General features: G+C 53.0%; 17 protein-coding genes. 6 read left to right on the top strand and 11 right to left on the bottom strand.

Annotated features, from left to right (window positions below; genetic code table 11):
• Positions 1-6: 6 nt before the first annotated feature.
• Positions 7-516, bottom strand: coding sequence for a MarR family transcriptional regulator (locus LA756_RS21355; protein ID WP_224436752.1), 510 nt, complete (start codon positions 514-516; stop codon positions 7-9).
• A 467-nt stretch (positions 517-983) separates the two neighbouring features.
• Here LA756_RS21355 and LA756_RS21350 point away from each other — a divergent pair, with 467 nt between their 5' ends.
• From LA756_RS21350 to LA756_RS21340, 3 genes are all read left to right on the top strand, one after another.
• Positions 984-2,474 carry a hypothetical protein gene (locus LA756_RS21350; protein WP_224436751.1) on the top strand — a complete coding sequence of 497 codons (1,491 nt, stop codon included), beginning with the start codon at positions 984-986 and terminating at the stop codon, positions 2,472-2,474.
• Between the two features lie 285 nt (positions 2,475-2,759).
• Positions 2,760-3,593 carry a rhomboid family intramembrane serine protease gene (locus LA756_RS21345; protein ID WP_224436750.1) on the top strand — a complete coding sequence of 278 codons (834 nt, stop codon included), beginning with the start codon at positions 2,760-2,762 and terminating at the stop codon, positions 3,591-3,593.
• Positions 3,594-3,623: 30 nt separating this feature from the next.
• Positions 3,624-4,565, top strand: a complete 942-nt coding sequence (locus LA756_RS21340; protein ID WP_224436749.1) for a formylglycine-generating enzyme family protein — start codon at positions 3,624-3,626, stop codon at positions 4,563-4,565.
• Here the strand turns inward: LA756_RS21340 and LA756_RS21335 are convergent.
• Both LA756_RS21335 and LA756_RS21330 read right to left on the bottom strand, forming a co-directional pair.
• The gene (locus LA756_RS21335) at positions 4,562-5,335 is read right to left on the bottom strand and encodes an aldo/keto reductase (RefSeq protein WP_224436748.1); all 774 of its coding nucleotides are present in this window, start codon (positions 5,333-5,335) and stop codon (positions 4,562-4,564) included. The genes LA756_RS21340 and LA756_RS21335 overlap by 4 nt on opposite strands.
• 10 nt (positions 5,336-5,345) lie before the next feature.
• The gene (locus LA756_RS21330; RefSeq protein WP_224436747.1) at positions 5,346-6,569 is read right to left on the bottom strand and encodes an FAD-dependent oxidoreductase; all 1,224 of its coding nucleotides are present in this window, start codon (positions 6,567-6,569) and stop codon (positions 5,346-5,348) included.
• Positions 6,570-6,915: 346 nt separating this feature from the next.
• Here LA756_RS21330 and LA756_RS21325 point away from each other — a divergent pair, with 346 nt between their 5' ends.
• Positions 6,916-11,151 (top strand): c-type cytochrome, encoded by a 4,236-nt coding sequence (locus tag LA756_RS21325; RefSeq protein ID WP_224436746.1) that lies wholly within the window; start codon positions 6,916-6,918, stop codon positions 11,149-11,151.
• A gap of 11 nt (positions 11,152-11,162) precedes the next feature.
• Here LA756_RS21325 and speA read toward each other — a convergent pair whose 3' ends face one another.
• A complete protein-coding gene (gene speA / locus LA756_RS21320; RefSeq protein ID WP_224436745.1) occupies positions 11,163-13,067 on the bottom strand; it encodes a biosynthetic arginine decarboxylase in 1,905 nt (634 codons plus the stop codon).
• 147 nt (positions 13,068-13,214) lie between these two features.
• Here speA and LA756_RS21315 point away from each other — a divergent pair, with 147 nt between their 5' ends.
• Positions 13,215-14,102, top strand: coding sequence for a hypothetical protein (locus tag LA756_RS21315; RefSeq protein WP_224436744.1), 888 nt, complete (start codon positions 13,215-13,217; stop codon positions 14,100-14,102).
• Here LA756_RS21315 and LA756_RS21310 read toward each other — a convergent pair whose 3' ends face one another.
• Together LA756_RS21310 and LA756_RS21305 are read right to left on the bottom strand one after the other, a co-directional pair.
• Complete coding sequence (locus LA756_RS21310) at positions 14,103-14,558, bottom strand: hypothetical protein (RefSeq protein ID WP_224436743.1); 456 nt, start codon at positions 14,556-14,558, stop codon at positions 14,103-14,105.
• Between the two features lie 199 nt (positions 14,559-14,757).
• Positions 14,758-15,192 carry a secondary thiamine-phosphate synthase enzyme YjbQ gene (locus tag LA756_RS21305; protein WP_224436742.1) on the bottom strand — a complete coding sequence of 145 codons (435 nt, stop codon included), beginning with the start codon at positions 15,190-15,192 and terminating at the stop codon, positions 14,758-14,760.
• A gap of 251 nt (positions 15,193-15,443) precedes the next feature.
• Here LA756_RS21305 and LA756_RS21300 point away from each other — a divergent pair, with 251 nt between their 5' ends.
• Entirely contained in the window at positions 15,444-16,217 is a 774-nt protein-coding gene (locus LA756_RS21300; RefSeq protein ID WP_224436741.1) for a recombinase family protein, read from the top strand.
• Positions 16,218-16,349: 132 nt separating this feature from the next.
• Here the strand turns inward: LA756_RS21300 and LA756_RS21295 are convergent, their stop codons facing one another.
• The 5 genes from LA756_RS21295 to LA756_RS21275 are packed head-to-tail and all read right to left on the bottom strand — an operon-like array spanning position 16,350 to position 21,689.
• Positions 16,350-18,089 (bottom strand): RNA-directed DNA polymerase, encoded by a 1,740-nt coding sequence (locus LA756_RS21295; protein ID WP_224436740.1) that lies wholly within the window; start codon positions 18,087-18,089, stop codon positions 16,350-16,352.
• Positions 18,079-18,987: a hypothetical protein gene (locus tag LA756_RS21290; RefSeq protein WP_224436739.1), complete on the bottom strand. Its 909-nt coding sequence runs from the start codon at positions 18,985-18,987 to the stop codon at positions 18,079-18,081. The genes LA756_RS21295 and LA756_RS21290 overlap by 11 nt, the downstream gene beginning before the upstream one ends.
• A 35-nt stretch (positions 18,988-19,022) precedes the next feature.
• A complete protein-coding gene (locus LA756_RS21285; RefSeq protein WP_224436738.1) occupies positions 19,023-20,513 on the bottom strand; it encodes a class I SAM-dependent DNA methyltransferase in 1,491 nt (496 codons plus the stop codon).
• Between the two features lie 58 nt (positions 20,514-20,571).
• Positions 20,572-21,255, bottom strand: a complete 684-nt coding sequence (locus tag LA756_RS21280; protein WP_224436737.1) for a hypothetical protein — start codon at positions 21,253-21,255, stop codon at positions 20,572-20,574.
• Positions 21,256-21,263: 8 nt separating this feature from the next.
• Positions 21,264-21,689 (bottom strand): hypothetical protein, encoded by a 426-nt coding sequence (locus LA756_RS21275; protein ID WP_224436736.1) that lies wholly within the window; start codon positions 21,687-21,689, stop codon positions 21,264-21,266.
• Positions 21,690-21,970: the final 281 nt, after the last annotated feature.

The raw sequence follows: 21,970 nt of genomic DNA, 5'->3' as shown, positions 1-21,970 counted from the left end.
TATTCCCTATGCGGCGTGGGATTTAACAGGGGAAACCGACGATACGACAGGCCGGGCATTTGTTGTGTTGCCCAACAGCGCGACCAGTTGCCGAAAACCATCCAGCAGCGTTCGCGGATCGACGGGTAACTGATCGAACTGCCATGCTTCGTGAAATTTGGGCAGGATCTCGTTTAGCCGACGGTTTCCAGCATTCGTTAGCGTCCAATATTGACGCCTTCGATCGTTAGAATCGCGACTTGATTCGATCCAGCCATCTTGCCGAAGCTGTTCGACCAGATTGCTCAGCTGAGCAGGGGAGAGCCCCACCGTCTTGGCCAACTTGGCTTGCGGCAACGGCCGCTCCAAATTCTGCTGACACAAGACGAGAATGAAAAAGGCGTTCTCGGACAAAGAAAACGGCGAGACCACTTCCGCGATCGCGGTCCGCATTGTCTTCTCGCATGAAGCCATCTCGATGGCCATACGTATCAGCTCTACCGCAAATTGCGGCTGGGTACGCTCCGAGCTTGCCATGGAATCTCTTCCCTGAAACAGCGGCTACGCCCTACCCCCTATCATCGTTACATCGGATAGAAGCAGAGCGTCGAAAATCATTCGGTAGCGAACCATTCCGGGGGAGAACGTTCCGCTATCGATATCGTTTCGGCCTAGAATCGTTCAGACTTGAACGAATTTAACGGTTATCCGACCTGCCAAACCCTGGAATAGTGACCTAAGCTTTTCCGTTACTTGAGGTTATCGCTGGAACCCCTCTGGCGAAGATCATTGACGACCCAAACTTCCCAATTTATGATCTCATGGTGATTTCTCCGGAATGCCATGGCATTTTCCGTGAAAAGTCCTGGGTCTGAACTACAATACACGGATGGATTTGCGCGAACTGCCTGTGGTTAGCAGGGGATGGTTCGCCGGGAAACTCGATCCAGCATGTCCCTTTTCTGTTACTGTCACGACCGTCACCTCCCAGAACCAAAGCCCACATGACCGTCTTTTACATTGTCATTGCCGTGCTCGTTCTGCTGTTCGGGATCTTCTCGTACCTGAACGCGGCCAACTGGAACGTTCTGCATGTGTTGGGTTTGTTCCTGACGTTTGGAGCTGCCTTCGCCTATTTGGTGCTGGCTTCCGCCGTGCTCAAGACCGAATCGTCTTGGAAGAAGTTGGCCGAACAACGCCAGAAAGAGCTCAATCAAGCCGTATCCCAAGTCGAAATGTTGGAATCGGGTCGTACCGTCAATCCACAAACTGGACGGCTGGAGTCGGCTGAAAATCCGACCGATAGCCTCGTCGGTGCCAAAGCGGAACTCAAACGCGTGATGTACGACCGTGGTCGTTTGTGGCGTAACGTGACCCGCGGTGCCATCAACAACAATCAAGTCGGCCTGACGTTACCACCGATTCAAGCTCCAGCAGCTAACGACGGCAGCGGTGCAGCAGCTCCGGCGCCTGCTCCTGCTCAGCGTTCGCTCGCCCCCGACGATATCGTCTATGCGTTCGGACAGATGCCCTATCCTGACGATCCAACGATCACCGTACCCGATTACTTCATCGGAGAATTCGTGGTCCGTACCATCCAAGGAAATAATCTGACGGTTGAATCGACCACAAAGCTGGATGGCGTTCAAAAGACAGCTTTGGAACTTCCCAGCCAATGGATGCTGTACGACAAAATGCCAGTCGACGATTACGAAGTCTTCGACGAAATGGAAGAAGAAAAGCTGGCAACACTGATCAAACGTGCCTGCACTCGGATGAGCCTTCCTCAGGCACTGCAGAACGAACTGGTCACCAGCCTTCAGCGCAGCGGCCAACCCGCTGGACCTGACGATCCTGAAATTGCCGTCATGAGCAAAGTCACTTTCCAGCAAGACTACGAAGTTCCGGTAGATGCTCAGGCCGCGACCGTTGGCGTGACCCAAGAATTCGAGCCCGCTTCTGGCTTGGCTGCTGCGGAATACCTGAAACAGGGCGAGCCCACGAAGTTTAGCAAAGGGGATCAAGTCGTTCTTTCGGTCTCCCGCGATCCTGGCAAATCGCTTGTCGACCAAGGCATCGTCACCGTGGACGAGAAAGTCTACGTACGTCCGCTGAACGACTTTGCCTTCCAGTTCCATGCCTTTAAGGCGCAAGTGGAAGACATGCGAGACATGGCCTACACGCTTAACCAAGACATCAAGATGCTGCAGGAATCGGAAGCGATCACGAAAGACGTCGTCGCCTACCGAACCCAGGAAAAGACCAATCTGCAAGCCGACAAGCAGAAAGTGGTTTACGAGCAAGAACAGATTGCCGAGTACAAGCAGAAACTGCTTAACTTCCTGACGGAGACCCTCAAGGAAAACAGTCGCTTGTACCGTACGAACCAGACGCTTGTGGACGAACTTCAGCGAATTAGCGATGCGATCATGCGAAAGCTAGGCCAGGAAGAACTGGACAAAGCAGATCCTAATTCGCTGACTTTGGTCTACTAAATTAGCCACCTTGCCACGCCAAATCCGCCTGAGAGTCCATCAGGCGGGCAGTTTTGGACGAATAGTCGATTCTCCCCAGGCGTGCTAAGCTATCACTCTGCATGGTTTTGCAGCTTCCTGCAAAATCGCTCCCAGAGAAGCCGCACTGCACTTTTCTCAGCGGCGCACCTAAGATAGTTTGAATGAACGCGCAGGGAAGTCTGGGCGTGCGCTATCACAGAATTCTGTTTTGGTTGGGCAATGGGTCTCTACGATCGGGAATATTACCGCGAAGAAAATGGGCAGATGTCGTTCTCCCTCGGAGGACAATCGGCCACGATGCTACTGCTCTACATCAATGTGGGCATATTCCTCGTCGATTGGGCCCTGAAGCTGAATCTGATCAATTTCTTCGGTACGCACCTCGATACGATCTATAAACCGTACCTCTGGTACCAATACCTGACTTACGGCTTTCTCCACTCGACCGATACCATCTGGCACATCTTATCCAACATGTTCATTCTGTGGATGTTCGGACGGTTCGTCGAAATGCGATACGGCAAAGCGGAGTTCCTGAAGATCTATCTCGTCAGCGTCGTCCTGTGCGGGATCATCTGGAACGCGGCGACGCTTCTCGCGTTCGGCGGCGATATCCCACGCGGTCCTGACGGCCAGGCGATGGCCATGGTCGGTGCCTCTGGAGCGATCTCCACGATCTTTGCCTTGTTCGTGTGCCTCTATCCCAAGATGACGGTTTACCTCGGCTTTCTGATTCCAGTGCCGGCCTGGGTTGTCGGCGTGTTCATGCTTGTCTCGAATATTTTCGGCCAAGACGAAAGCGTCGCCTATTCCGCTCACTTGGCAGGGATTGGCTTTGGGCTTGCCTATTACTTCAGCGGCATCCAGATGAGTCAGTTCATCCCCAGCAAGCTGGCTTTGCCAAAATGGTCGATGCGATCACGACCGAAACTTCGGATTCATACCGAAGAAGAGGACTTCGATCCCTACAACGACTCCGACGAAGAAGCGGAACGCATTCTCGAAAAGGTCAATCAGTCCGGGATGGATTCATTAACCGAAGCCGAGCGACGGAAGCTCGAGGCCTACAGCCGGCGCATGCGGCAGAAACTTAGCTAACGCAACTTTGCCAGGCCCTAAGGAACACGGATGATCGCTGGGCAAGCTAACTCGATACGAATTCTTGTCGTGGGGTTGCTCTGCCTGGCCTCAGGAATCGGGATCTATTTCGCGTTCGGCCGAAGCGATTCATTGCCTCCCTCGCTTTCCATCGATGCAACTGAGCAAGACCTGCCGGAGTCGATCTTAGTACCCGGCGGTCTCTACGTGATCGGCAACGATACCGGACCACGCGACTCTCGCCCCTCTCGACAAATCAAGCTCTCTCCTTTCGCTATCGATCGCACGGAAGTCACCAACGCGATGTTCGCCGCGTTTGTCGAAGCGACAGGGTATCGGACCGATGCCGAACGACGTGGCGAAAGCCTCTGCTTCGACAACAAATCCCTAAGCTTCGTAACCCAGAAAGATGCCCATTGGCGTCAGCCTGGCGGACCAGGCTCGTCGATCCTTGGCAAGGAAGACTACCCCGTCGTTCATGTTTCCTGGTACGACGCGAACGCTTATGCGAGTTGGGCTGGCAAAAGTCTTCCTACCGAATTTCAATGGGAAGCGGCAGCCCGAGGTAAATCCTTAGGCAATTCGTATCCCTGGAATTCCGAGGCCAACGTAGAACCGCACGAACGAGCCAATCTCTGGCAAGGCGAGTTCCCCATTCACGACCAAGCAAGAGATGGCTACCACGGTTTGGCAGCGGTTGGTTCGTTTCCCGCAAGCACTCACGGCATTTATGATCTGGCCGGCAACGTCGCCGAGTGGACTTCCAGCCATTATGCTGCCGACAGCTACGACGGGATCGCGAAAGAAAACCCGACTGGTCCTTCCCGCGGTGAAATGCGTGTCGTCCGCGGCGGAAGCTGGCTAAGCTCCGACCAAACAGGAACGAGCGAAGCACACGTCTGGTATCGCGGTAAGCTGACGCCGGATACAAGCAATAACTTTACTGGCTTCCGCTGTGTTTCGCCGCCTTAGGCGACGTTAGACGCAAGCGTTGCCTGAGCGATCTTCAGATTGGAAGCCATGTGCCGCAAGTTTAGTCCCCCCACGACTAAGCTCGTCACTCCAGCATGCTTCAGCACAAACGGGATCGCTTCAGTGGGGGGCAGATGTCCTGAAGCGAGTCCTTTTTTCACAAATACACCGATGCCTCGTTGGGACGCTTCTTGAATGACTTTCGCGTGCGCGTCATCTTCGGCATTAAATTCGACCATCAGCACGTCGGCCCAGTCGAGTGCCAGGGAAGCCCCTTCCGAAGTCTTCCCCGAGAGACCAATAGCACGAATGTCTCCTTGCTGCTGAAGCGACCTCAGCGTCTCGACAACCGGCGTCTCTGTCAGCACGCGAACGTCATCATGAGGCGTATGAATCAGGACGATATCAAGGACGTCTCGACCAAGCAATCGAAGGCTGTTAGCCACACTATTGCGAACGGATGCTTCGTCGAAGAAATAGCGTGATTCGCCATCCTCGAACAGCTCACCGACCTTCGTGGAAAGAACCAACGGAACGTCGCGTCCACGAAGCCATTGGCCAATTCGTTCTTCGCTGATGCCGTAGGCTGGGGCCGTATCGAAATGGTGGATCCCCAGGTCGATCAATCCGTCAAGGAGGCTAGCGACTTCCTTGTCATTCGGCAAATCGTAAGGCTTTGGGTATTTGATCTTGGCGTTACGTCCAATCTTGAACGCCCCAAAACCGATCGGTCCCACCTGAAAGCCTGTATTGCCTAGCGGTCTGGTCAAAGAACTCATCCTACGCGGCCGTCGATTTCTGCAGCGTCAGCGACGTCCACGAATGTTCGCGATCCCAGGGGGTCCTCGCAACTTCTGGCTTAGGCCAATCGGCCAGCAACTTAAGCCCGGTCGCTTTTCTCAACGGGGCACTTCGAATCGTCTTCGTCAAGCTTTGTACCAATTGCGGAACAAGCACTAACTTGGTTGGCCAGGCCGTAAGAATGTTGCCATCTTTCTCGATTCGGAACGAATCTGGTCGCCCACCCGTCATCGTTGTTCCTTCCGCACGATCGACTCGATAGGTCGACCACCAGGCTTCATCCAGACAAATGCCGGGCATAGTCTCTAACAGTTCGGTACGAGCCTTACGAATCAGCTCGGCTCGTTCCATCTCGACACCTTCTTCCGCCAACTGCCCACCAACCTGCCAAACGACTTCGCCTGTTTGAGTTTTCGCGGAAGTGACCGAGACACGCGTGGCAGCGCCGTCGACGCAGTGCCCATGAAATTCCGGCAATCCACCTCGCAATATCACCATATGTAAGGGACGCGTCTGCTGCTTCCGAGTATCAAGCCCAGCTGCTTCACGAAGCGATGCGTTCCCTTTTCCCGCGGCAAAGACGGTAAAGTCCGAGCTCACTTCGATCGTTTGCCCTTCCGGCGATGTCATCACGACCGAGCGAACTTGACCGTTTGCGTCGAGACGTAGCTCGGTACCATTCTCAGAAGCCACTCGAACGATGTTGTCTCGATTGTTCGCCGCTAGGTTTTCTAGAAATGATCCGCACGAAATGACTTGTTCCGCCACGCTGAAAATCGCTCCGGGGCAACCACGGAGCAGGGCAGGGGCGTTGTGTGGACTGACGGCCTGAGGTGTGACTTGCAATCCGAGGCGGGCGCCCCACATCCCCAGCTTCGAGGAAGCCGAGTTGGTACCCCAAAGGTAGAACGACTGTGAACGAATATCGGTTTCTGACAGATCAGGCTGCGATTTGCCCTCCAAGCATTTTCGCCAAACGGCTGGCATTTCACGAGCTTCACGAGCGGACGCGGTCAGGAGGCCCTGCAGAGAATATTTGAGTCCGCTATGCAGAATGCCTTGGGCAGCAATGGTTTGCCCCGAACCTAATTGGTTGGATTCGACCAACAGAGCCGATCGGCCTTCGCGTCGCAGTTGATCCAGCAGCCAGAGTCCACTTGCTCCTCCGCCGATAATCAATGCATTAACGTGAATTCTTTCCATGCTCTCTCTCCCCCGTGGCAAACCGATTCCGTGGCAAAGGAAGTGTAGGCCGTTTCGCCAATTTGGGGCAATATCAATGCCTGCCCAAAACGCCACGACTTGGGCCCGATCTGATTAGCATGCAAACGCTCAAGTTATTACCTATACTTAGGTTAACGCTCGCATCGCCACGAACGTAGGTCGACAGCGAGTGACACCACCAAGCAAGTCTGTGTCAGAGAGCTCCTCATTTCGATTGATTTAACGATGATTCCACGTTATATCTAGGGGCTATCTAGCACTTTTGCTCGTTCCATAACCTTACGTTCACTTCCCACCGAGCCTTTCCCTCATCAGGACCCAGCGCATGCGCCACGCCATCTTGGCACTGACGATCGCCCTTTCGTGCCTTTTCGGATCCGCCAGCTCGCTGCTAGCTCAGTTTGAAGAAGACTTCGGCCATGGGTTGATCACCAAAATCCAAGGGATCGACGGATCGAATTGTGTCCGGATCGATCCGACGATTTCTTTTAATTGGAACAAGCAATCGCCTGACCTTCGCATTAGCGACGGCAAGTTTCGTGCTCGTTGGGATGGGTTGCTGCTCAGCCGAACCTCAGGCGAATACACGCTCTATGCTCACGTCTGCGGTAGAGTCAGCATCATGCTGGAAGGTGAAGTCGTGCTCGAAGCCGATACGCAAACGCCCCAATGGGTGACCGGCAAGCCGTTGGACATGAAGTTCGCCTGGCACCCTTTCCAGGTTGAGTTCGCCAAGACGCAGCCGGATGCCGAGCTTCGCCTGTTTTGGTCGGGACCAGACTTTCCGCTGGAACCGATTCCGGCCGATTATTTTTATCACGACATCGATCAAACTATCGAGCAGACATTCAACGACGGACAAACATTAATTGCTGGGCATCGATGTACGGCCTGCCACGATATTCAGCAACAGCCAGAGGCCGACAAGGCTCCTTCGCTGGCATATCTCGATGGCAATCTTTCCGAGCCCTGGCTGAAAGAATGGCTGCAAAGTAGTGAAGAGGATTCTGAAGACACGCTCCGCCGAATGCCTCATTTTGATCTCTCGGACGACGACGTCGAAGCCGTGGTTGAATACTTGATGTCCGAATCGAAGCCGCGAGCGAAAGAAACCAAGCTCCCTGCGAAAGGCTCGACCAACAGCGGCAAAAACCTGGTTCTTACGCTCGGGTGCACCGCGTGCCACAAAATTGGAGAGCTAGGTAATGCCGATGTCATGGGCGGCCCTGATCTGACCAACATCGCTGCCAAACGACCGAAGGAGTTCTTCCAGCAATGGCTGAAAGACCCGGCCAAACTGAACCCCGACCATCGCATGCCCGTTTATCAGCTAAACGATAAAGAACGTGACGATATCTCTGCCTATCTGGCATCGCTGACGGAAGACAAAACGATCGCGAAAACGCCGGTACGCAAGTTCAACACACTGCTGGTCAACAAGGGCCGCGAGATCGTGGCTGCGAATCGTTGCAATACATGCCATACGCTTCCTGGAGGCGCCGTGAAGTCCGCTCCGACGAAGCGTTCTGAACTTGGCCCTGGCAACCTCTGGCAGGACGCGTGCATGGCAGAGCCCAATGCCGCAAAGGGGCAGCCTGGCTATCAGTTTTCGGAGGACGAGAAGGAAGCCATTAAGACCTATATCCGAGGAGTCGCTCGGGCCAAGCATGAGCAAGCCACTACCAACGATGCCTCCTGGATTCTCGCCAAAAACAACTGCACCGCTTGTCATCCTCGCGGTACGGGGAGCGGCTTGAACGAAACGGCCAAAGAAGTCACTGACGCCCATGGCAATCTTGCGTCACTATTGCCTGCGATGGTCCCTCCGTCGCTTAATAGCGTCGGCGACAAGTTGCATGAGGAAGCATTGCTAGCCGCCATTCGTCGTAGCGAAGGAAATCATCGTCCTTGGCTGAAAGTACGAATGCCCAAGTTCGATCTGACAACCGAAGAGCAAAACGCCCTGGTCGATTACTTTGTCGCTCAGGATCGCATTCCCGAAAATGCACCTGCCACGCTTAAGATCCCCGAGTTAGACGAACTGGCTGCCACGGTGGCCGGCTCACGACTAGTGACCACTGACGGGTTCGGCTGCACCAGCTGTCATCAAGTTGGCAACATGGTCCCGCCGAAGGCTCCCTTGAACGCAAAGGGCCCCGATCTGTCGATGCTGGGCAAGCGGATTCGCGAACCTTGGTTTTATCGCTGGGTTCACGATCCGGCTCGTATTGTTCCGCGGATGGAAATGCCAAGCGTCAAGCTACCCGTCCAAGGCGTTCTCGACAATCAAGTCGATACCCAACTGGCGGCCGTCTGGCATGTGCTGAACACGCCCGAATTCACACCTCCGAAGCCAGATCCCCTACGGATCGTCCGATTCACGGGGGAACGGAAAGATGGCGTTCGTCCGGTCGTTCTCACCGACGTCATCAAGTTCGGCAAAGATGACGTCATGATCAAGCCACTGCTTGTTGGTCTGCCCAATCGTAACAATGTGCTGTACGACCTCGAGACCGGCAAGCTGGTCCAGTGGTGGGTTGGAGATGTCGCACGTCAACGCAGCGAAGGCAAAACGTGGCACTGGGAAATCGGCGCGAAGGGGCTCCTTGACGATCCACGTACCACTCCTGAAATCCGACTTAACTTCGAAGGCGATATGCCGATCGCCAATGTTGTGAAGGACGGTCAGTTCGTTACACGTTTCAAAGAACTTCGCTATGACGGCGGCCAACTTGTCTGGACGCATACGCTTCACTTCAAGCGAGGCTCCGAGGAATATGCCGTTGATGTCATCGAAACATGGGAACCTCTTTGGACCGAAGAAGGAAAGCCGGTCAATGGCTTCCGCCGTAGCATGCAATTCCAGAACGTTCCGGAAGGGGGCAGCATCGTTCTGCAGCTACCTCAGGAAACGCTTGCGGGAAGCCTGGCACGCGACCTCAATTCTTCCGCTGACGATCCAATCCAGCGATACTCGGCCGGAAACATCACCTTCGACATCGAAAAACAGGCCAATATTACCTACGGCGATGACGCCACCGTTTGGCTCCGTCCGGGGAAAAACCGTAACATCGACATGACGGTTCGCTTGGACCTGCCAGGCGAAACGTTCCCCGAACAACCACCGATCCCTGTTCGCAAGTCAAACGCAATCGCGCTCGATGTCATTCCTGGATGGAACGCCACACGCCTGCCGATCACGACCGAAATGATGCCGATCGCCATGGATTGGCAACCAGATGGTTCGCTCATGGCTGCTTCTCTGAAGGGTCGTATGTGGAAATTGACCGACACCGATGGGGACGGCCTGGAAGATACGTACCAACAATTCGGCGATGAATATGCTGCTCCATATGGCGTGAAGGCTTACGACAAGTATGTCGACATCGTCAACAAATACGCACTGCTGCGGTTGTGGGACGAAGATAGAGATGGGGTCGTCGAAAAGGTGACCAATATTTCCAACGGCTGGGGACATACCGACGACTATCACGATTGGGTCGTTGGGCTACCGCAAGATGCCGAGGGCAACTACTACGTTGCTGTTCCTTGTCAGCAGGACGATCGTTCCCCCGAGGCAGCCGCATTGCGAGGCACGGTGCTTAAACTGACGCCTGACACGCTCGATCCGGCACAGCAAACGTATCGTATCGAAGAGCTCACCGCCGGCCACCGCTTCCCGATGGGCATTGCCCGAAACCACAAGGGCGAACTGTTCGTTACCGACAACCAGGGCAACTTCAATCCGTTCAATGAATTGAATCATGTTGTCCCTGGCCACCGATATGGTTTCATCAACAAACTCGACCGCAAAAAGGGATTCAATCCGCCAGAAACGCCGCCATCGATTGCCATTCCGCATCCTTGGACGCGAAGTGTGAATGGTATCTGCTTCCTTGAAACGCCGAAGCAAGAACGCGAGCGGCTCGGGTACGACCTGTTCGGCCCGTGGGAAGGAGACCTGATCGGCTGCGAATACGATACGCGTCGACTGGTTCGCATGAGCCTGGAAAAAGTGGGCGACACAATCCAGGGTGCCGCGTACCCTCTGACAGTCGATCCGCCACAAGATGTCGAAAAGGGTCTTCTCGGCCCGATCAGCTGTGCGGTGGCTCCTGACGGGGATGTCTATGTTGGCAACATACGCGACGCCGGATGGGGTGGCGGCAACAATGTTGGAACGTTTACGCGACTTCGACCGAAGTCGGTTCACTTGCCGCTTGGGATCGATGAAGTCACTTCAACTCCGACAGGATTCAAAGTTCGCTTCACCGATCAAATCGACGCTACCCATGGGCTGCTGCCGACAAATTACACTGTCGCATCCTATACCCGCGTCTCTACCCCGGCCTACGGCGGCGACGACAAGCAGCGAAGATTGGAATCGATCGCCAAGATCGAGCTTTCCCCGGATCGCTTAGAAGCGGTGATCACCTTGGAAGCACCGCTGCGAGAAGGTTTCGTTTACGAGATTTTCCTCGATGACGAGATCGCCGGAGAAGGGGCTACCCTCTGGCCGAAGGAAGCCCACTACACCTTGCGAAAGCTGAAGGCACCATAAGCCTTCAGCCATTACTCGAGGTAGGTATAACCTCGCAGGCCTGATTCGTAGAACTTCATGATCGTCCCGGCGTCACTCTGCTCGATGGCGCCTCGCTTGATCGATTGCTCTACGCTGCGTTGCATCTGCCGAGTCAGTTCTTCTTCGTTGAACTGCATGTAGTGCAACACTTCCTGAACCGTATCCCCCTTAATGATATGGGTGAAGGAAGGCTCGCCTTGATCGTCGATCTCGACATGAACAGCATTCGTGTCGCCGAACAAGTTGTGAAGATCGCCGAGCACTTCCTGATAGGCCCCCACCAGGAACGCCCCCATGTAATATGGGTTGCCGTCGTAGCGATGCAGCTGCAGCGTTCGTTTCACATGTCGACGATCAATGAACTGATCGATCTTACCGTCACTGTCGCAGGTAATATCCCCAATCACCGCGTGTCGTTGCGGTTCTTCATTCAGCCGGTGAATCGGCATGATGGGGAACAACTGGTTGATCGCCCAGTTGTCCGGCAACGACTGAAACAGCGAGAAGTTGCAGAAGTAGGTATCGCACAGCATGCGATCCAGACCTTCAAACTCTTCCGGCACGTGATCGAGTTCACTGATCAGGCCGCGAATCTTGAAGCACAAGTTCCAGTACAACGTTTCCGCTTCGCTACGCTGCTCTAACGTCAAATTGCCGTTGCCGAACATCGACAAAGCCATATCCAACGCCATCTGAGCATCGTGGAAACTCTCGAGCACCGTACGGGGACTGACCGAAGCGTACGCTTCCTTCAAGTCCCGTAGTGGTGTCGGCGTTTCGTCGTCGAACTCATGCTTCAGCTCGCCAAGTCCTTGCTCGGCGACACCCAACGTGCCAAAGACCAACACGCTGTGAAAAGCGACCACAGCGCGACCACTTTCCGAAAGCAAATGAGGATGTGGAACTTCTGCTTCGTTACAGATCGACTGCACGTGCGAAACGACGTCGCGAGCGTATTCGTCCAGCGTATAGTTCATGCTGGAATGGAAGTCGGTCTGCGATCCGTCGTAGTCGACCCCTAAGCCGCCCCCGACGTCTAGGTACTTCAACCCGGCACCACGTTTGACCAAGTCGACGTAAATACGTGCCGCTTCGATCAGCGCCGCTTTCACGTATCGAATGTTGCTCACCTGGCTGCCCTGGTGATAGTGCAACAACTGGAAGCAATCTTCCATGCCGCGCGACTTCAGTTCGTCCAGTGCGCGAAGCACTTCGGTCACCGTCAAACCAAACTTGCTGTGATACCCGCCACTAGCCGACCATCGCCCCTTGCCACGAGAAGCCAGCTTCACGCGGAAACCGATCTTGGGACGCACACCGATCTCTTCGGCCGTCCGCAAGATTAGGCCTAGCTCGCTGTACTTTTCGACCACCGGAATGATCGTTCGGCCCAGCTTCTGGCCATACATGGCGATCTCGATGTACTCGGCATCTTTGAAGCCATTACAGATAATCGGAGTATTTTCGTCGGTCATCGCGATCACGGCCAGCAGTTCTGGCTTACTGCCAGCTTCTAGACCGAAACCATACGGACGACCATAGTCGAGCACTTCTTCCACAACGTGCCGCTGCTGGTTCACCTTGATCGGGTAAATGCACGAATACTTGTTTTGATATTCGTAGTCGGCAATCGCCGTTGTGAACGCGCTGTTGATCTCTTGCAGACGGTTTTGCAAGATCTCGCTGAAACGTAGCAAGATCGGCAGGTCAATGCCGCGAGCTTCCAGCCGATCGACGACCGTCTTCAAGTCGATGGTCTTCTCGCCTGACTTCGAGGGGTGAACAAGGAGATGCCCCTCCTCACTAATGCTGAAATAGTTTTTTCCCCAGCGGTCTACTTCGTACAAATCGGTCGAATCGGCGGCGGTCCACCGGTTGCCATTATCTTTCAGCATGCGTTCCACTCTCCTGAGGCGTGCAGAACCAATTTGGGGTGTGAGCCGACCGCATCAAAGAAACACTTCTTCCTGTCGGTTGCAATCGATCTCGACGAAAGAGATGATTCTAGAACATGAACCACCCCGAACGGAAGGAACCTTAGGATGAATCTCGAGCTTCGCTGGCAAGAAAATACCTGGACAAGTTGCTTGCATGCGGCTCAAATTTTGGCCGGAAATCGCCCTGCAGGTGTCTCAGATCAACTTGCCGACACGCTCGCGCCTGCTGTGAAGCGTTTGTTAAGCGAAATTCATTCGGCCGTGATTCCCCCGAAACTGTTTTGGCGACACGCTTTGCCGCTATCGGCTCAGCTCGATAGCAAAGCCGAATTGGCGAGCGTCGTTTTGCGGAAAATACTTGGTCTGGAGGCCAGCGAATCACCACTAGCCGCCAACATCGCAGGCGCGTTATCCGATGTGGCGCTCGCCTATCAAACGGCGATGCCCAAAGCGAATGAAGAACTGTCCCTCCGCCGTCGGCCACTTCGTGAAGCCTGGGAGGCTCGGGGCCCTGGATTGCTATACTTTTTAGGACGTGTCCTGCCGGAACAGTTTTTACCCGAATCGGCCGACGTCATTCTGGTCCTGCCGATCAGCGGAGGCCGAGGCACCGCCCATCTGACCTACAATAGCGTGCGGCTGGAAGGAATGCTCTACGACCCAAATCCGCAGCTCCCCGAGGTCGCGAGATTAGGTTGGCTCGTTTCTCAGCTCAATCTCGATCTTCCCAAGTTCAGCGAGCAAATCGATTCCGATCGCATCGGGTTGATTGCTCGTTTGGCTACCCTGCCAGGCATTTTATATGCGGCCGAAGAAGTCGAGCTTGTCCGCCCAGGCACCGTTACCTTGGCCGATACCCTCCAGCTTTGGCAAGTCACCCACGCCGGTCACGAAGCCCTCGCCGACATCGTCCAACAATGGTGGCAAACCCAAGAGACCCGCCAGGCCCCATGGCCGGTGGCATTGTTGGCGTTGGACCGAATGGTGGGATAACTAGTCCAGCCCCGGCACCACGCTCCGAAAAAGATGCAGTAAGTCGGTTTTGCGAAAAACCATCTTGCTCATTTTGATCAAGCAGAGCGAGTCTTCTTCGTAATCGTTTTCGTAGCCGAAGTCGCTCCAAACGTAAAAATCGCCCTGCTCTTCGACCTTGACCGAAATGCAGCCGCAGCCCAAGTCGGCACACTGTGGACAGACAAGCAGTTCGCGCCGTCCGCTGATCAGTTCCGGCTCGCGCCGTAGCAAGAGCCGTTCGACATGATGTAGAGCGAACTCATCGGTCGTCCATCCCAAGGGAGAAATGCTATCAACAGGGTTCTTCCAGGCCCTCTCAACATGTTCACGCAGCGGCCGGCCATCGACCAGCAACTCGCCTAACATCATGCCGCCACGATCCAGCGGCTGCGAGAACTCAAACGATATGCTTTGCGGACGAAGGCGATTGTTCATTGGTAAATAGCCAAAGCTGGCCCTGGCTTACAGCGGACAGATTCATTCGGCCATCGGCCGGAAACCAGGTTAAACCTGCTTCACTGCGATTGGCGAAGAGGCTGGTAGTGATGTGCATGGCGTTCCCCAGAGAGATTGCACAACACACTGAACTTTCTCGTTGAAGGTGTCACTCGACGCCCTGGGAGGGCTACCAATGCTACTCCCCAATAATCTTAGCAAGAATTCGCTTTCTCCGACGGCCATCGAATTCGTAGTAGAAGATGTGCTCCCAGGGGCCAAGATGAAGCTTGCCCTTGGTAATCGCAACCACCACTTCTCGGCCCATGATCTGCCGCTTGTGGTGAGCATCGGCGTTATCTTCACCAGTTCGATTGTGGAGATATCCGCCGGAATCAGGATCAGTGCCGGGATCGAACGGCACAAGTTCCTCCAGCCAACGATCGTAGTCAGCATGGAGGCCAGACTCGTTGTCGTTGATGAATACGCTCGCCGTGATGTGCATTGCGTTCACAAGTATCAGGCCTTCTTGAATTCCACTTTCCGCGACGAGTTCCTCGATTTCGCGATGGATCGAAATGATGGCTCTCCGCTTGGGAACGTCCATCCACAACTCTTTCGTGACCGACTTCATCAGTTTCTCACTACCTTGTTGGCTCTGTTGACCCTACTAAACCCTCCTGTCGCAGCTTCTCACGCGAGTTCTCCCATCAACCGGGAGAAACCGCGTGAACGGAAGGATTGCTGAGACAAGACCCCGCCTCTCCCCCAACGTACGGCAAATCCGACCGTATTTCCACGCAGGATCAAGCTTCACTGGAAAGGCGACACTTTCCGACCGCACATCCCTGCACGCACTTAATCGTTTTTCATGGACAAGAGATCGTGACTATTAGAAAAAATGACCGCAAGAAAGTGAGCAGCCGAAGATGGATAGAAAACAGTCATCCAGGATACCGTTTACGGCACTGGAAGAATGCCCCTGGGAAGCCATCTGACTATCTGACGCACCTGGACGATATCCCGCCGAGTCGCCCTATCGTTCTGATCTGCCGTGTATCTGGTAGGTATCAAGACTGGCGAAACAATCTGGCACCTCAGGTTTGGGACGCGAAACGACGAATAGCCAAGCGTGGCCACAAAATCATCAGGGTCATAGAGGAAGTCGGTTCCGGTTGGATTCTCACGCATGAAGGTCGTCCCAAACTGAAGAAAGCGGTGAAAATCGCGAAGCGTCACAATGCCGTGATCGTGTTTTATGATACAGACCGTGCACTCAGAAACATCGACTACTGCCACGACAATGACGCCATGCCGACTATTTGCGAGTTTGAAAAGTTTCTGAAGCTTGCCAAGGGTGTCCAGATTGCGACAATTCTTCATCCTGATCTGCCGCGAAAAGGCAAGGGCGGAATCAGGAGTCATGAGATCAAGAGGGCACAGAAATATAAGAACAAGAAAGGGGGACGACCACCCAAGACTAAACAATTGACTAAATCGCAACGTCGACAACAGTTGCTTGAACAAGCTCTCGACCTTCACAGTAGTTGGGTATCGTATCGCGATATCTCTGCGGAACTCGGCGTCCCTGTTATGACGCTTCACGGTTGGGTTCGGAAGTACTGGAATGCCTACGCTCAAAAGCTGTACGGAACCTAGCTGGGGGAAACTCCTACAGGTATCGTCATCTGGCCCGGTAAAAACAGTCGCTTTTGCATCGCAACTTAGCCACTAGAACAATGAGAAACTATTAGTACAGGGGGAAGCGTACACTGGTTGCATTCCTCCTACCTAGCTAAGCCCACCATATGCTCCGCCCATCAACAATCCTTCCAGTCCTAGTGCTTCTCCGTCTGAGAATCTTGTGCGAGAGAGAGTGGAAAGCTGCTCTTGTGTCGCACCCCGCATCAAAACCTCCATTTCGTCTAGATATGAAAGTTTCTCGATCTGACCACTAAAGTCTACTGATCTTTCGCATATTTCTAGGAGCATGCGTCCCCCTTCAAAAGCCAGGAAACCACTAAAGTTCCTTGTACTCGTCCCAAAATGCAAAGACAAGGAAGCCAATGCCTCAGCCATTGCCCCATCATTCCGATCGACTTCCAAACTGCTTCGCATTGTTGGGTATTTACCCTGATACAATTCACAGAACGTCGAAACAATTCGGCCTGGATAACTAAGCAGAGGGGCGACATCATCATTGCTAAGCGAACGAAAGAGGATTTCATATTCTCCGAACTCCTCACCAATCGGAACAAGTTGTGAGAGTTCTTGGTAAAGAGAATTCGGAATCAGGTACAGCAGTCGGTTCAAGCGATAGCGTATCTTTTGAACGAACCACCTTCTTCGCATTCCACTCCCTGGAATTGGAGCCTTGACCAAGCCTCTAAGCTCTTCAAGGAGCAATTCCCGTAGTTGCTCGGCTCGCCCGACAAAGTCTCGCTCTTTTGATAGATAGAGTCCCAGCGTGCTCCAAAAGCGACCTTGCTTGATTGCACCGAATACGTATCTATGAAATTGTCTGTACCGGGACTGCGATACCAATCGCTCAAACGGAATTGAGAAGCCGTGTTCAGTAAATAACTGAGACATCGCCTCTTGGCTTTCGGGCCGTAACGCCAAATAAACCGACAAGTCATGCACTAGTGACTCAAATGTGTCTTGCTTCCCCTTAGTTGTCATATCGGGGCATTCTTCAACCCAAATATCTGCCCCAACGACATCAGTCTTTCCGACATGCATATCTAGTCCGCTCTTGAGAAGACACTCTCGAACGGAATCCTGGACTTGCCCCACTTCCCCCTTGGGGCAGACGATAACAATGTCGTCTACGTACCTTAAGTAACTCTTTCCATACAATTCCGATAAGCGACCATCTACCTCATCCAAAGCGATGTTGGCGAGTACGTGGCCAATGTCAGGGCCGATGGGAACACCAGCCCCGCTTGAACCCTTAAGGCTATTGCAAAAATTTGAAATCGCATTTGCCAAAGGCTGAGAGCTAGTGCTCGAAAGCCGTTTATCGAGTTTTGGTTGTAGAAGTGACCAGTCTATTGTCGGGTAGAATTTCTGGATGTCACTTATCCATGCAACGTGCCCTGGATTTGACCTCAGCAGTTCACGGATCGTTGCATTCCTGGAGACATAACCGTGTTGATAAAACCGAAAGTTGTAGCCACTTCGCTCAGTTCTAGGCCATAGGTAGCTGTAGACGTTTTCGGGAAATGAAAACGAAGGCTCCTTCGACATGAGTGCCAACAGCTTTGCCTCAGACAGCAAGGTAATTGGGCTACCAATTGTGTACTTACGAAAACTGGGAATTCCCCGTTTATCAATCTCTTTTAGTATTGGGAAATCATAGTATCGCCAGTCTACGCGGGTGAGAAGCTTTCGATCTGATACTGAGCAAGCCCAATTAAGAAGGTTCTCACCAGAGTCCGAACCAATTAGCCTTCGAAGACCGGCATAGGTCGGCTTGTGCGCTCGCCTCGCGGCGTTAAGTGCTCGGGTTGCTTGGATCTCAGGTTTCAAGCGACACCTCTAGTTTTTGATGCTTCATCACTATTATGCTCCCTGATGGCGTCAGTTCGCGAAATGGATGCTGCCAACGAAACTTTCCCTCGAGCCCTGGAGAAAAACCAAAGAGACGCGTGAAACGTTGAAATAGAGTTTCCGCCTTCTTTAGGTATTTTCTGGCATCATTCATACTAGGCTCAACCCACAAGACCATCCCCTTACGACTATAGAGACGAGACGCAATGTGTTGAAATGAACGGTCGAATTCTTCAAAACGATGAACCGCATCCCCAGAAAAAGCGGAGATCAAAACGACATATTCTTCAAACCCTTCCGTCGCAGAGAACCAACTATCAACGAGTTGAGCCGTGGTAGGTTCTTCGCTCGCGTCCCAGTGATGAGTTTCAAATGAGAGGCGTATCGCATGCAAATTTAGCCATTCACTACAATTGGACAACATTTCGGAATACAGGTTCCTCGCAGACTCCGAAAAGTCTCCAGCAGTTACCGAGATTTCCAGTGGAAGACTATTAACACACTTCGTTTCTCGCAGTATCGCGAGCGTCGAAAGCAAACCAAGAATCCCTGCGCCTGTTCCACATGGAACTTCAAGCACGGCAATTTTCCCATCCGCCAATCGAGTCAATAGATCCGTTGAGACAGGAACAAGTTGTCCATTTGGGTCAACCATTAGGAATGCTGTGCGAGCGACGGACGCCGCAAAACGCCATGCAAAATGATCTTGGGTAGATTTTTCATCTTCCCCTCCGATGAGTTTCGACGGCGATTCGCTACATGCGTCCTCATATCGCCCAATATCTTGAAGTATCTTTTGATAGACACTGATCAATGGAGTTGGCAGGCGAAGTACATCATCAGACCAGAGTTCGAGAGGTGCGGAGTTTTTACTCATTGGGCTTTCAAAACTGTGCTAGATTTTACTCTTGTTTACTCATGCACTCGATCCGCAATCGCCTGGAACTGCTCTAGTGCCATCTGAAGATCATCGGCGATTTCCTGAGCCAGGATATCCGGTTCAGGTAGATCGTCTGAGTCCTCGATCGTCTTGTCGCGAAGCCAGAAGATGTCGAGGTTAACCTTGTCGCGTTTGATCAGTTCGTCGTAGTCGTAGGATCTCCATCGTCCTTCTGGGTTCTTTTCAGTGTCCCAGGTTGGCTTGCGTAGATGGCGTTTGCCTGGTCGGTAACATTTCACGAACTCGTCTAGATCTGTCCGTTTGAGCGGATTCGTTTTGAGCGTGAAATGCATGTTCGTGCGGAGATCGTAGACCCAAAGTTTCTGCGTCCAGGCTTTCTCTTGAGCCGGTTTCGCGTCGAAAAAGAGAACGTTCGCTTTCACACCTTGAGCGTAGAAGATCCCGGTTGGAAGCCTCAAGAGCGTGTGAACGTCGCACTGTCGCAAGAGGTTGCGTCGAATCGTCTCACCGGCTCCACCCTCAAAGAGCACGTTATCTGGTACGACGATCGCACAACGGCCATGGATCTTCAGCGACGATTTAACATGCTGCACAAAGTTCAGTTGCTTATTCTTCGTCGCGGTCCAGAAATCCTGACGCTCATAAACGTTGTCTTCTTTCTCCAGATCGCCCGCTTCATTGACAATTGAGATACTGCTCTTTTTGCCAAACGGTGGATTGGTGATGACGACGCTGTAACGATCGCTTGGGGCACTTGCCAGAGCATCAACGCCAGATCGGATCGGAGGCGGATCGGCATCCACGCCGTGCAGGTAGAGATTCATGATGCACAGCCGAGCTGTATTGGGAACCAATTCCCAGCCGCTCACGAATGCCTTGCGGAGATGCTTTTTCTGATCCTTGTCGAGATCCTTCCCGTACTTCTTCGCCACATAATCATGAGCGGCCAGCAGAAAGCCGCCTGTGCCGGATGCGGGGTCGCAAACGGTATCCTCGGGAACTAGCTCCATGCAATCGACGATCGCTTTGATCAGTTGCCGAGGGGTGAAGTATTGCCCAGCCCCCTTGGGAGACTCCTCAGCACTCTTGGCAAGCATTCCCTCATAGATATCTCCCTTCACATCGGCTTCCATGCTGGACCACGCGACAGGCTCGATGAGATCCACTATCAGCCGTTTCAGGGTTGCGGGGTTCTGGATATCCGCCCGGGCCTTCTTGAAGATCTCTCCCAGCATCCCCTTTTCAGCACCCAAATGCTCCAAGGTGTGCCGGTACTGTTCCTCAAGCTCGTCCCCCTCTTTCTTCAGCAACTGCTCCCAGTTGTATTTAGCGGGTACGATCGGCTTCCGGTTGTAGGGCGGCTTTGTCTGCTCGTGAGCCATTTTCAGGAAGAGCAGAAAGGTGATCTGCTCCGTGTAAGCCATGTAGGAGAGGCCATCGTCGCGGAGGACGTGGGCGAAGTTCCAAGCCTTGGAAACGATTTGTGGGGCAAGATTAGTCAATCTTCGGTTGCTCTCAAAAAGGGGTTCAATTCCCAGCACATCTTCGATACCAACGTGCTCACTGACGTCTTCTTGCTTCCGGTGATCTTCGGACCTGATTCTCGACAAACGATATTACGTCCTCAGTTGGACCGTAAACGAAAAGCGTGACGCCCCAAGTTGCAACGGACACGGGGTCTAGCGGATGTTCTGGCGACCGCCCTAAGACTTCAATGTAAAGCTGTGCAAGAAACCTAAAAATGGTTTCCGCGTGCACAAGATCCAGCAAGCGATTCCGAGTTCGGATGCCATTCCGCAAGAACCATGTGTGGGCAAGCCCAGCATCTGCGTCAATCTTCGAGTAGTCAATTCCTGGCACGAACCGCAAGAGTTCCCTTACATCCTGAACCGTCAATCCATCGGATTGAATTTCGATGTCCTGGCGTGCATTCACAAGCTTTATAGGATCAAGTTGTCCTTCGAAACCGGACTTACTGACTTTCACTGACTTGATTCGATCGAGCATCCTGCCCAATTCAGGTCGAAACCTAAACAACATGATCAATGCGACAATCCCAAGAACATGCTCCCAACGAACCGCTTTGACTAGTGAAATCAGATCGTACTTTGTCCAAACGGCGAAACCGATCCAGTTTAGTAGTGTGAGAAAGATGAAGGCTGCAATGATCAGCCATAGCCCACGTACTGCCCATAAACAATCTGTCTTGAGGATGCCCAGAATTCTTACAAAATACTCGTTCATTCGCAGTCTCATTCTTCTGGAATATCTCTGAAATCTGAAATCTCATGAAACTCCCTAGCGGCCTCTAGAATTAACTCTTCATCTCTCAGACCTGGACGATTGGGAGAAAATGTAACTGCGTAAGGCCGGATCTTATCGAGAGGGATGTCACAAGGAACTCGCCACTCACGCTCGTGAAGAAAATCGTGTTTTCTCTTGAGGGTTGAGTTCGGCACAAGCAGTTTGTTCAAGTAGGGCCAGATAGTTTCCGGCAACTCTTCTCCTCTCACTTTCATGAGGTTGATCACGGATTGTGGAAGATAGATCGCCGGAGCCCCTTTCAGCCGAATGATGTCCTTCTTTCTAAACACGAAACCATACTCTCCGTGGGCGTCTTTGAGTTCCTTCCAGTTGGGCAATGTGGATTCAGAGAGGCAAACGGCTTTCGATTTCAAAGGACACTTTTTCCCATAAAGGCCAGTGGACGAAGCTCGAATCACTCGGCTTTTATAGATCGAGATAAACTCTCTCGCGGTACAAAAGTGAACAAGCCCTTCCCAGTAGTCTGTTCGACCATCTCGCTCAAGTGGCACGGAATCTACCCTGTCTGCCGATCAGTCGTACGTGTCGTATTCTGAAGACCACGAACCAACGATTCGAATCGAATAGAAATCGGCATCCCATTCAGGTCGCCCCGCACAATTATTGCATCGTTCATCGAGCAGTAGCGAAATAT

This window comes from Bremerella sp. TYQ1 (genome assembly GCF_020150455.1).
In the GTDB taxonomy this organism is placed as follows: Bacteria; Planctomycetota; Planctomycetia; order Pirellulales; family Pirellulaceae; genus Bremerella; species Bremerella volcania_A.
This window is presented reverse-complemented; position numbering and strand designations above follow the sequence as displayed.

Excerpts from the sequence above, each read along its gene's own strand:
- LA756_RS21355 (WP_224436752.1), bottom strand. The coding sequence starts at position 516 with ATGGCAAGCTCGGAGCGTACCCAGCCGCAATTTGCGGTAGAGCTGATA.
- LA756_RS21350 (WP_224436751.1), top strand. The coding sequence starts at position 984 with ATGACCGTCTTTTACATTGTCATTGCCGTGCTCGTTCTGCTGTTCGGG.
- LA756_RS21345 (WP_224436750.1), top strand. The coding sequence starts at position 2,760 with ATGTCGTTCTCCCTCGGAGGACAATCGGCCACGATGCTACTGCTCTAC.
- LA756_RS21340 (WP_224436749.1), top strand. The coding sequence starts at position 3,624 with ATGATCGCTGGGCAAGCTAACTCGATACGAATTCTTGTCGTGGGGTTG.
- LA756_RS21330 (WP_224436747.1), bottom strand. The coding sequence starts at position 6,569 with ATGGAAAGAATTCACGTTAATGCATTGATTATCGGCGGAGGAGCAAGT.
- LA756_RS21325 (WP_224436746.1), top strand. The coding sequence starts at position 6,916 with ATGCGCCACGCCATCTTGGCACTGACGATCGCCCTTTCGTGCCTTTTC.
- speA (WP_224436745.1), bottom strand. The coding sequence starts at position 13,067 with ATGCTGAAAGATAATGGCAACCGGTGGACCGCCGCCGATTCGACCGAT.
- LA756_RS21315 (WP_224436744.1), top strand. The coding sequence starts at position 13,215 with ATGAATCTCGAGCTTCGCTGGCAAGAAAATACCTGGACAAGTTGCTTG.
- LA756_RS21310 (WP_224436743.1), bottom strand. The coding sequence starts at position 14,558 with ATGAACAATCGCCTTCGTCCGCAAAGCATATCGTTTGAGTTCTCGCAG.
- LA756_RS21305 (WP_224436742.1), bottom strand. The coding sequence starts at position 15,192 with ATGAAGTCGGTCACGAAAGAGTTGTGGATGGACGTTCCCAAGCGGAGA.
- LA756_RS21290 (WP_224436739.1), bottom strand. The coding sequence starts at position 18,987 with ATGAGTAAAAACTCCGCACCTCTCGAACTCTGGTCTGATGATGTACTT.
- LA756_RS21280 (WP_224436737.1), bottom strand. The coding sequence starts at position 21,255 with ATGAACGAGTATTTTGTAAGAATTCTGGGCATCCTCAAGACAGATTGT.